Raw genomic sequence first — 10,939 nt, 5'->3', positions numbered from 1 at the left:
AGCCAATACGGCGGCTTTCTCGGCCGTGCCACCAATTCCAATACCTAACATACCCGGTGGGCACCAACCCGCGCCCATGGTCGGCAATGTTTTCTCAACCCACTCAGCCACATCGTCAGATGGATTCAACATCACCATCTTAGTTTTGTTTTCCGAACCACCGCCTTTGGCTGCAATTTGAATGTCTACCGCGTCGCCCGGCACCATATCGATGTGCACTACCGCAGGGCTATTATCGCGGGTGTTTTGGCGTTTACCGGCCGGATCGGCAACCACGGAGGCACGTAGCGGATTGTCAGGGTTAGTGTAGGCACGTCGTACCCCTTCATCGACCATTTCTTGCACCGTCATATCATGACGATCCCACTGCACCGCCATGCCCACTTTGACAAAACAGGTGACAATACCTGTATCTTGGCAAATAGGACGCTTACCTTCCGCCGACATGCGGGAGTTAATCAGAATTTGCGCAATGGCGTCTTTTGCCGCCTGGCTTTGTTCCTTGTTGTACGCTTTTTCAAGGGCTTGTACAAAATCAAGGGGATGGTAGTAAGAGATATATTGCAGGGCATCTGCAACACTTTCGATCACGTCTTGCTGTTTAATTGTGGTCATCATTGCCTCTGGTGTCATTTGCAGGACCCAAAGCGGGTATCCAGTGTGGGGGAGCTTTCCCCTCGTTATTATCGGTTGGCGATCAATTTTCGAGTAGCGCTCGATTGTCGGTTGACGCTAGATGTAAATCGCATATAGCCAAGTTGCCTCATCGAATTATAGAAGTTGATAATGGCAACAGCGTTGCTTGGTTATTTTTGTTGGCCCATGCCGGAAAAGGCCTAGCTATGATACGCTTAGCGCTATTCGCGCGCCACACAGCGCTTCAACCGTGATCACAAAAAGAACAATGCAGCGACAAAATGCCATGACACTGACAACGACGCCCATCGATTATACGCCGGATCTTGCGGTGACCCTCTTTGATCGGATTGCCCACCAGCCCTGGGCGATGCTGCTCCACTCGGCCACGCGAACCCACCCAGACAGTCGTTTCGATATCTTGGTCGCCGATCCGGTTGCCACCATTACTGCGCGTTATAACCAGGTGACAACCTATTACGCAGATGGCACAACCACCACCCACACGCAAGACCCTTTTCACTGGGTGGCCGATCTTCAGGCCAAGCTTTTACCCACCGCGGATCCGATAGCGCCTTGGCCATTTATTGGTGGCGCCTTGGGGTACTTTGGCTATGATCTCGGTCGATGGGTGGAAGTGCTACCGGCATTGGCGAAAGACGAGCTCGAGGTGCCGGATATGGCGGTCGGGCTCTATGACTGGGCAGTGGTGATCGATCATCATCAGCGCCAAGCGGTGGTGATTGCACCCAATAGCCAACAACGATGGCAGTGGCTAACCGAGCAACACGCGCCAACCTCGCCGGTACCCTTTTCTCTCACCGGGCCTTGGCAGGCTAACATGACCGCGCAACAATACGGCGAAAAGTTCGACACCGTCCAAGCGTATTTACACGCGGGCGATTGCTATCAAATCAATCTCGCTCAACGCTTTTCTGCACCCTATCAGGGTAACGAGTGGCACGCGTATCGCAAATTGGCCGCGAACAACGGCGCGCCGTTTTCGGGCTTTATTCGCCTGCAAGACAGCGCCCTGTTGTCGGTCTCGCCTGAGCGCTTTTTATCGGTGCACGACAAACAGATAGAAACCAAACCCATTAAAGGCACACGCCCGCGCGATCCCGATCCACAAAAAGACGCACAACGCGCCCAAGCATTGAAGTCGGCTGAAAAAGATCGCGCCGAAAATTTGATGATTGTAGACTTATTACGCAATGATATTGGTCGCATTGCCTCGCCAGGTTCCGTATCTGTGCCTAAACTCTTTGATATAGAAAGTTTTCCTGCTGTCCACCACATGGTCAGTACAGTGACTGGACGCTTACCCGACGACAAGACAGCACTCGATTTACTGCGCGCCGCGTTTCCTGGCGGGTCAATTACCGGGGCACCAAAGGTGCGGGCAATGGAAATCATTGAAGAACTCGAGCCCCATCGTCGTCATATTTATTGTGGCAGCTTTGCCTATATCAGCCGCTGTGGACGAATGGATACCAGCATTACCATTCGTACGTTGGTTGGTCATCAAGGACAACTTCATGTTTGGGCAGGTGGCGGGTTGGTTGCTGACAGCCAAGCCGACGCCGAATATCAGGAGACGCTCGATAAAGTGAGCCGAATTTTACCCGTACTGGCAGAAGATGAGGCATTGAGCACACCTATTCAGGATTAAGGAGAGTGGATGCAGTTACTCACCGCTGACAAGGCGTATTTCTCACCCCTAAATGTCTCCCCCCTGGGCAGTACAATACAGACAGTGCCTGGGTTTTGGCCGCGCTACGAAGGAGAGTGTTTCCTCGCTGATCACGGTGCGGCCACGCGACTATCACCGACCGACGTGGTCCGTGCATTTTCACTCACCCCTTTAGCGCGCCACGACAGCCGTATTCTCAATCGCGTGCGGCTATCTCCGCGCATTCTCGGTGGGGCGGATTTTCAACCCGCCGCAGTATTGATCGGGCTGGTGCCTAGGCCGTCAGGCATTCATTTGGTGTTAACCCAACGCGCCAGTCACCTTAAACATCACCCGGGACAAGTGAGCTTCCCGGGCGGAAAACGCGAGTCTATCGATCACGATAATATTGCCACCGCCACCCGTGAAATGTGGGAAGAAACCGGTATTCGCGTCACGCGCGACGCTGTCATTGGCCACTTGTGTCCCTTGCCCACAGTGACGGGCTATTATATTCATCCGGTGCTTGCCTGGGTGGATCCCGATTATCAGCCTTGTCTGGATCCCAATGAAGTGGCCGCCTGCTTTGAAGTGCCCTTAGATACCTTGTGTTATCCCGGCCACATCCGAGAACAATCGTTTTTAATCTACGGACAATGGCACCCTGTGAGTGCGTTTTATCATCACGATCATCTTGTTTGGGGAGCCACTGCCCAGCTGTTACGCGCGTTGATCAGTCAACTCACGCTGTTTCACTTTCCGGTCAATCGCACCATAAACCCTACCAATACTATGGACTTTGGCGCACTTTGATGCATATTTACCCAACACAAACCCGTACACACCTGCCTACTTAATCGCACTAAAGCGCTTTTATTATTGATAGTTGTCACATTTTGGTGCAATAGTCCGGGCGCGCCTTTTCATATCGCGATCTAGCGCTTGGTTTTCTGCGTGGAAATCGCCAGAATTCGCCTTCCCTGATTCCTGTTCCCTACAATGTGAGTAGTATTGTTATGCAAACAACCTCGACGACTGGTACCCGCGCAACCACGCGCCCGCGCTGGACCAAACAAGACACAACCTGGGCGCTTTCCCTTTTTGGCACCGCTGTTGGAGCCGGCATCCTCTTTCTTCCCATCAATGCGGGGATGAGCGGTTTTTGGCCATTGGTTGTGATGACCTTATTAGTTGGCCCGATGACCTTTTTTGCTCACCGTGGTTTGTCTCGTTTTGTGCTCTCGTCCAAAAACGCAGGCAGCGATATCACCGAGGTAGTTGAAGAGCACTTTGGCGTCGGCGCGGGTAAAATCATCACCCTGTTGTACTTTTTCGCGATTTACCCGATTGTTCTGATCTACGGTGTCGGCATCACCAACACCGTTGATTCCTTCTTGGTTAACCAGCTTGGTATGGCATCACCACCGCGGGCAATTTTGTCACTGGCCCTGATTTTGGGAATGATGGCTATCATGCTTCTGGGCGAGAAAATGATGTTGCGTGTCACCCAGTTCTTGGTTTATCCGCTGGTTGCCATCTTAGTATTTATGTCGCTCTATCTTATCCCAGAGTGGAACACCGCCGCCCTGTCGCAAGTGCCTTCAGCCGGCGATTTTGCTATCACTCTTTGGATCTCGATTCCGGTGCTGGTATTTGCGTTTAACCACAGCCCAGCGATTTCATCTTTCTCATTGGCACAACGTCGCGATCATGGTGATGATGCAGAACAAAAGTCTGGCCAAATTCTAATGCGCGCAGCAGCGATGCTGGTTGGCTTTGTGATGTTGTTTGTATTCTCTTGCGTCCTGTCGCTGACACCAGCGGACCTGGAAGCGGCCAAAGCAGAGAACATTGCGATTTTGTCTTACCTTGCCAACAAGCATGAGAGCCCATTTATTTCCTTCTTGGGCCCATTGGTTGCCTTTGTCGCGATTGTGTCTTCATTCTTCGGCCATTATTTGGGCGCACGTGAAGGTCTAAATGGCATAGTCGTGAAAACCCTGCGTAGTGCAGGTAAACCGATCAACCGCAAGAAAATTGACGTGTTTACCGTGGTCTTTATGATCCTCACCATTTGGTTGGTGGCGACCCTAAACCCAAGTATTTTGGGGATGATTGAATCACTTGGCGGCCCTATCATTGCCACCATCCTGTTTATTATGCCAATGTATGCCGTAAAAAACGTGCCAGCAATGCAGAAGTATTCAGGTACAATCAGTAACGTCTTTGTTCTTATCATGGGCTTGGTCGCGATTTCAGCGATTATGTACGGCATGCTTTTTTAATTAATCATGACCGTTAATCAGCGCGCGCAGCAGGTGCTATAGGACTGCTGTTACTGGGGCATTAATCCCAGCCGCATTCATCGATGTTTGCGGGATAACCAGGAGCAGTGAACGCTGCTCCTTTCATTATGGCAAGCCACCGGCATTGCCAGCACAGTCAATACCATGGACGGATGGCGTAAACACTAAATCCATTGCCCTTAGGGCATTGACTGAGGTAAACACATGATCAGTGTTTTTGACATTTTCAAGATTGGCGTTGGCCCGTCCAGCTCGCATACTGTTGGCCCAATGAAAGCCGGCCAGTGTTTTGTTGATGCGCTTATTGCTAACCAACGCTTGACCGACGTCGACCGCGTGACGGTTGACGTTTATGGCTCTTTGTCTTTAACTGGCAAAGGCCACCACACCGACATCGCGATCATTATGGGCCTCGCAGGCAACAGCCCTGAAACCGTTGATATCGACGCGATCCCTAGCTTTGTTAAACGTGTCGAAGACACAGAGCAATTGCCGTTGGGCGAACAGCAGCATGTCGTCACCTTTTTGCGTGATGGCGGCATGAACTTTCACCAAACCAACCTCTCCTTGCATGAAAACGGCATGCGTATTCATGCTTGGCAAGGCGATGAGTGCGTGCTGAGCAAAACCTACTACTCCATTGGTGGCGGCTTTATTGTTGAAGAAGCCGAGTTTGGTCAGCCTGCCATGCAAGCGGTGCAAGTCCCTCACGACTTTAATAGCGCAGACGGCTTGCTCGCACTGACGCAAGAAACCGGTTTTTCTATCAGCGGCTTAGTGATGGCCAACATGCGTAGCATGCATAGCCAAGCAGAAATTGACACCTATTTCGCCAATATCTGGAAAACCATGCAAGCGTGTATGTACCGTGGTATGGAAAACGAAGGCGTGTTGCCCGGTCCATTGCGTGTACCTCGTCGAGCCGCTGCGTTGCATCACCAGCTCAAAACCACCGAAAAATACAACATCGATCCGATGTCGGTGGTGGACTGGGTCAATATGTTTGCCTTTGCGGTGAACGAAGAAAACGCCGCCGGTGGCCGTGTTGTAACCGCGCCAACGAATGGGGCATGCGGAATTATTCCTGCCGTCCTCGCCTACTACGATAAATTTATTGAGCCGGTCGATAAGCAAACCTATACCCGCTACTTTGCTGCATCCGGTGCGATTGGCGGCTTATATAAACAAAACGCGTCTATTTCTGGGGCAGAAGTGGGTTGCCAAGGTGAAGTCGGGGTCGCGTGTTCAATGGCCGCCGCCGGTTTGGCTGAACTTATGGGCGGTAATCCGCACCAGGTGTGTATGGCAGCTGAAATCGCAATGGAGCACAACTTAGGCCTTACCTGCGATCCGGTCGCTGGACAGGTGCAAGTGCCGTGTATTGAGCGTAACGGCATTGCGGCGGTGAAGGCGATCAATGCATCACGCATGGCACTACAACGTTCTTCCGAGCCACGGGTGTCGTTAGATAAAGTGATCGAAACCATGATGGAAACCGGTAAAGACATGAACGCCAAATACCGTGAAACATCACAAGGTGGCCTAGCTGTCACCGTGATGTGCTAATCCCAGAGAATCACACCAGGTAGCCACACGCTATCGAAAAGTAACGCGTTATATTGCTGATTAAAACCATCAAAAAGGCCCGGGACATCACGTCACCGGGCCTTTTTATCTGCGCTTTTTATCTGCGTTTACACCGCAAACAGACAGTGTGTTTTCCACTGCCCTCACAGGTATGATTTAAGCCGCGTGGGTGGCCATCGCAGGCTTTTTCGCATCACGTGTTAGCTCACCAACCGGAAGTACGGTACGGCCATATTCCTCGTTAAGCACCTGCGCCATCGCAAAATACATCGCGCTTAAGCCACACACAATCCCTTCAAATCCGGCAATGGTGCCAATGAGTGTACTGCCGGTAAAATCACGCGCCGCGAGCAAGAAAAACAGGATAGTCAGGCTACCAAATACAAACTGTTTAGCACGGCAATAGCGCAATGAGCCAATAAACATAAATCCAGTGAACACACCCCACAACACCAAATACCAACCCATAAAGGCAGCAGGGCTTGCGTCAGCCAGACCCATTTTTGGCATCACAATCAGGCCAACAAGCGTCAACCAGAACAACCCATAAGAGGTAAACGCGGTTGTTCCGAACGTATTGCCTTTTTTGAATTCCATGATCCCCACAATCACCTGCGCTAAGCCGCCATAAAACAGCCCCATCGCCAAAATCATGCTATCAATCGGAAAAAACCCTGCATTATGAATGTTCAATAATACCGTGGTCATTCCAAAACCCATCAGCCCTAAAGNTCAATACTCAAAATAAGCGCCCAAAACCACGGATAAAAGTGATTATCACGCGCAAAAACGCGGCAATATTACGGGTTACAGACTAGATGTAAATAACTTTTAGCGCTTAGCGTTGCTTTCATAAACAAGAGAGCCAAAATAGCCAATAAAACTGGGCAATTCCGGTTTGTTGATAATAAAAAAGCAGCAAAATGCTGCTTTTTCACTCAATTGTTCAAGCATAGCGCGTTAGCGAGTACTAAAGCCTTTACTATGCAGAAATTCTTTCATAAACGGACGCGCTTCTTTTTCCAATGTGGCAGACACTTGTTCGCTCCAGCTCATGTCTTTATTGCCGCCTGTACGTGTTTGATAATACTCGCGCACTTGGTTGTCGTAGTCACTTAGCGCCGCTTCATCAATCGCCTGATAACGATTTTCGTGAACGATAAGACTGGCCGGTAGTTTCGGTTTGGTTTCAGGATCTTGTGCAGGTACACCTAAGCACATACCAAATAATGGCAACACATGGTTAGGCATATCCAGCAACTCGGCGACTTTATTCGGTTGGTTACGCAACCCACCGATATACACACCGCCAAGACCCATGGACTCCGCTGCGACCATCGCATTTTGCGCCATGATTGCGCCGTCAATCGCGCCAATTAACGTTTGCTCAGTAAAGCCCAACTTGGCATTGGGATTGATTTGCTCATGACGATGAAAGTCCGCACACCACACCAAAAACTCGGCGCAGTCGGCTACATACGCTTGGTTGCCCGCGTATTCCGCCAGTAAACGTCGTTTGTCGCTATCGGTCACACGAATAATACTGGTGCATTGTAAAAAGCTTGAGCTCGACGCCGAGCGCGCCGCATCAATAATCTGGCTCAGTTGCTCTGACGAAATGGTTGCTTGACTAAATTTGCGAATAGAGCGGTGAGAAAGTAATGTCTCAATCGTTGGGTTCATTATGTTTCCTTATTAGACGTTGAGCCGTACAAGAGGGATGAACTGGTTGTACACCTTTATGGGCCGACGCGCAATCAACACAATAGCGACGCTCTGCGGCCATACTACCCGTGATCTCCCGCCGGTCGTGCGATTCGGTATAGACGTTCACAGCAATCGGTTTTGCCTATCGGTGCAAAAGGGAAATTCGTCTTTTCTCTCCATCGCCTATCAGGCATAGTAACAACATTAATGCCAAAGGAGATGAATATGTTCGTCGTAATTTTCGGTCGCCCAGGGTGCCCTTTTTGTGTTCGCGCCAAAGACCTAGCGGAAGATCTTAAAACCAACCGTGATGACTTTAACTATCGTTATGTCGATATTCACGCAGAAGGCATCAGCAAAGCGGATTTGGAAAAAACCGTCGGCAAACCGGTTGAAACCGTGCCACAGATTTTCGTTGATCAAGCGCACGTTGGCGGCTTTACCGAATTTGAAGCCTACGCCAAAGAAAACCTCGGCCTGTTCCAAGACTAATCGGTTGAACCATCGATAAAAACCAGCCCATTGGCTGGTTTTTTTGTTTTTGGCGGTCGTTGATATATCGAGGTTGTCGTCTAGCGCCTTGATTAACGCTAGGAACGTTGCCGCTCACGCGTAATACGCTTGCCGATAATATCCACAAGCCTGTCAGTTATCAGTTGCTTTTTCATCAACACACCGTGAACCGTATCGTATCGTTCAGCACTAATCTCCTCACCGGTCAGTACGATAATCGCAGCCGTTGGCTGTGTTTCTTGAATCACTGGAATTAAGCGCCAACCCGATCCGTCGGGTAAACCAATATCCAACAAGACAGCATCATACGCGTGTTGCGTTAACAACGATTGAGCTTGGCTCAGTGTGAGAGCATGATCAAGCGTCATATAATCACTGACCATCGCCTGAACAATTCGATGTAAATCTATATCGTCTTCAACGTGCAAAATTTTTGCCTGTGTAGACGTTAGCAACTGTTGTTTTACTAGACTGATGAGTTGTTTGTGATCGATGGGTTTTGCTAACCATTCAATGTTTTCAGCGTCGCCATTAAGCTCTAACCGTCCTTGTTTCATCTTTGCAGACACCACAACAATGGGAATATTAGCGGTGTCGGCATGCTGTCTTATCCGACGAATAATATCGAGCCCACCGATATCGGGCAGCATTAAATCTAAGCTGATTAAATCATAATGCCTTACTTGTAACGCTTTTAACGCCGCCATACCCTCTTGGCTAATATCGACTCGGTATCCAGCCTCTTCCAGCACTATTTTTAATAGACTAGCCACGTCGGAATCATCTTCAATCACTAGAATATTATATGAAGAGTTAATGTTTGGTTTGTCACCAATGTTCGAGTCAGTCGGCCTATGCTGATCGACCGATTTGGTCTTCACTGTTTCATGCAACGGCAGCTGAAAGTAAAAACGGGCGCCTTTTCCCGGGATCGACTCAAACCCTATCTTGCCATTCATTTTTTCAACGAGTTCACGGGTAATCGCAAGCCCTAACCCCGTGCCACCTTTTTGCCGTGTATCTGTGCTATCGGCTTGGGCAAACTTTTGGAAAATTTTGGGGTAAAAGTCCGCAGCAATGCCACAACCTTGGTCAGTAACACTCACGGTCACGTGCTGTTCATCCACCACGGTATCGATGGTGACCGTCGCCCCATCAGGCGAAAACTTGATCGCATTAGATAGCAGATTAGCCAATACTTGCTTCAGCCTTTGTTTGTCTACTCGAACCTCGGCATCAGCCGTTTCACTGTTCAAGATGATGTCGACGTGCCGCTCTGCACCGTATGCTTTATTTTCTTCTAAACATTGTTCAAGGATGGGATCAATAGATTGAACTTGCATATCAAAATACAACTGGCCGGCCGCTATTTTTTCGATATCGAGTAAATCGTTGATCAATAACGCTAACCGCTCGCTATTACGGTGTGCGGTGTTGAGTATTTTTTGGGCTTTATCAGGGATCTCACCCAAGCGTCCACCCAGCACTAAACTCAGTGCACCAGACACTGAGGTAAGCGGCGTACGCAACTCATGACTGACCGTAGAAATGAACTCATTCTTCATTTGCTCATGGCGTTTGCGTTCGGTGATATTTTGGGCAATCCCGAGGAAACCGGTAACCTCTTGACTGTCGTTGTATATCGCCGTTACTGTCAACGTAACCGGAATATGCTGGCCTTGCTTATGGACATAACACCATTCACGCGTTTCTGCGCCCTCTAACATCGGAATGGTCATAAATGTCTCAAACCCAGTTATCGCCCGATTAAACTGACCTGATAGCGCCTGAGATCGTTCTTCCACCTCGTCAGGCACATGAAACAAGGCAGGGCTGTGTTTATCCACGACCTCGGCAGAATGGTAACCAAGCAGTCGCTCGGCGCCGGTGTTGAATAAAGTAATTATGCCTCTCGTATCCGTCGCGATAATCGCAACCTCAGTCGAGGCGGCCAATATATTACTGAGCAGATCGGAGGTGCTTGCCAGTTCACGGGTACGGTCCTTTACCTCTTGCTTTAAGTTTGCTCGTGCCTTTTCCAATTCACGGAAGTTATCACTAAGCGCATGGCTCATATCTTGCAGCGATGTCGACAAAACAGCATATTCCGCTACTCGGCTTTGAGGCAGCACAACACTCGATTGATAGCGTATTTTTTCAGGTAGATGACGACTTGCCCTATCGAGTCGTGATAGAGGCTGAATCAGGATTCGGCTCAACGAAAAGGCCGCGAGTATACTCAAAAAAGCAATGCCTGAAAGCATAATAAAGCTTTGATTACGACTCCTTTCAATAGCCTCTATCAATGGCGCTGCCGGCCGTTCTGCAAGCAAGACCATAGCGTCGGACCGGTCTGTTAATGGCAGTTGGTAACGATAAAAGCCCGATTGCCAGCGATTAACCAAATTAACCCCCGACGCCGGCAACCAAATAGACAGGTTATCGGCACTGGTTAGCGGCCGGACTCCCCCTGGTAAAACAGAGTGTAAATCACCGACCTTCACTGTCGGTGTTCCCT

The 10,939-nt window shown here is 49.7% G+C and carries 9 protein-coding genes; 5 read left to right on the top strand and 4 right to left on the bottom strand.

Annotation, left to right across the window (positions count from 1 at the left end; genetic code table 11):
* Window positions 1-615, bottom strand: a 615-nt coding sequence (locus BZG79_RS09570) for a fumarate hydratase (RefSeq protein WP_199877689.1), incomplete at its 3' end; no start/stop codon positions are given.
* A gap of 307 nt (window positions 616-922) precedes the next feature.
* Between BZG79_RS09570 and pabB the strand changes: the two genes are divergently transcribed.
* The 4 genes from pabB to BZG79_RS09550 all read left to right on the top strand — a co-directional run bounded on the left by pabB (window position 923) and on the right by BZG79_RS09550 (window position 6,180).
* The gene (pabB, locus tag BZG79_RS09565) at window positions 923-2,308 is read left to right on the top strand and encodes an aminodeoxychorismate synthase component 1 (protein ID WP_077774268.1); all 1,386 of its coding nucleotides are present in this window, start codon (window positions 923-925) and stop codon (window positions 2,306-2,308) included.
* A gap of 9 nt (window positions 2,309-2,317) precedes the next feature.
* On the top strand, window positions 2,318-3,121 hold the full coding sequence (locus BZG79_RS09560; RefSeq protein WP_077774266.1) for a CoA pyrophosphatase: 804 nt from the start codon (window positions 2,318-2,320) through the stop codon (window positions 3,119-3,121).
* 203 nt (window positions 3,122-3,324) lie between these two features.
* Window positions 3,325-4,593 (top strand): serine/threonine transporter, encoded by a 1,269-nt coding sequence (locus BZG79_RS09555; RefSeq protein ID WP_077774265.1) that lies wholly within the window; start codon window positions 3,325-3,327, stop codon window positions 4,591-4,593.
* Between the two features lie 225 nt (window positions 4,594-4,818).
* Window positions 4,819-6,180, top strand: a complete 1,362-nt coding sequence (locus BZG79_RS09550) for an L-serine ammonia-lyase (RefSeq protein WP_077774264.1) — start codon at window positions 4,819-4,821, stop codon at window positions 6,178-6,180.
* A gap of 177 nt (window positions 6,181-6,357) precedes the next feature.
* Here BZG79_RS09550 and BZG79_RS09545 read toward each other — a convergent pair whose 3' ends face one another.
* Entirely contained in the window at window positions 6,358-6,921 is a 564-nt protein-coding gene (locus BZG79_RS09545; protein ID WP_077774263.1) for a GPR1/FUN34/YaaH family transporter, read from the bottom strand.
* 240 nt (window positions 6,922-7,161) lie between these two features.
* Window positions 7,162-7,884, bottom strand: coding sequence for an oxygen-insensitive NADPH nitroreductase (nfsA, locus tag BZG79_RS09540; protein ID WP_077774262.1), 723 nt, complete (start codon window positions 7,882-7,884; stop codon window positions 7,162-7,164).
* A gap of 249 nt (window positions 7,885-8,133) precedes the next feature.
* Here nfsA and BZG79_RS09535 point away from each other — a divergent pair, with 249 nt between their 5' ends.
* The gene (locus BZG79_RS09535) at window positions 8,134-8,400 is read left to right on the top strand and encodes a GrxA family glutaredoxin (protein WP_021022836.1); all 267 of its coding nucleotides are present in this window, start codon (window positions 8,134-8,136) and stop codon (window positions 8,398-8,400) included.
* 98 nt (window positions 8,401-8,498) lie between these two features.
* On the opposite strand, the gene BZG79_RS09530 is transcribed toward BZG79_RS09535, so the two are convergent.
* On the bottom strand, window positions 8,499-10,939 hold a 2,441-nt coding region (locus BZG79_RS09530), incomplete at its 5' end, for an ATP-binding protein (RefSeq protein ID WP_108743261.1).

This window comes from Salinivibrio sp. MA427 (genome assembly GCF_001996115.1).
Classification (GTDB): domain Bacteria; phylum Pseudomonadota; class Gammaproteobacteria; order Enterobacterales; family Vibrionaceae; genus Salinivibrio; species Salinivibrio costicola.
This window is presented reverse-complemented; position numbering and strand designations above follow the sequence as displayed.

Coding starts and splice junctions, on each gene's coding strand:
- pabB (WP_077774268.1), top strand. CDS start 923: ATGACACTGACAACGACGCCCATCGATTATACGCCGGATCTTGCGGTG.
- BZG79_RS09560 (WP_077774266.1), top strand. CDS start 2,318: ATGCAGTTACTCACCGCTGACAAGGCGTATTTCTCACCCCTAAATGTC.
- BZG79_RS09555 (WP_077774265.1), top strand. CDS start 3,325: ATGCAAACAACCTCGACGACTGGTACCCGCGCAACCACGCGCCCGCGC.
- BZG79_RS09550 (WP_077774264.1), top strand. CDS start 4,819: ATGATCAGTGTTTTTGACATTTTCAAGATTGGCGTTGGCCCGTCCAGC.
- BZG79_RS09545 (WP_077774263.1), bottom strand. CDS start 6,921: ATGGGTTTTGGAATGACCACGGTATTATTGAACATTCATAATGCAGGG.
- nfsA (WP_077774262.1), bottom strand. CDS start 7,884: ATGAACCCAACGATTGAGACATTACTTTCTCACCGCTCTATTCGCAAA.
- BZG79_RS09535 (WP_021022836.1), top strand. CDS start 8,134: ATGTTCGTCGTAATTTTCGGTCGCCCAGGGTGCCCTTTTTGTGTTCGC.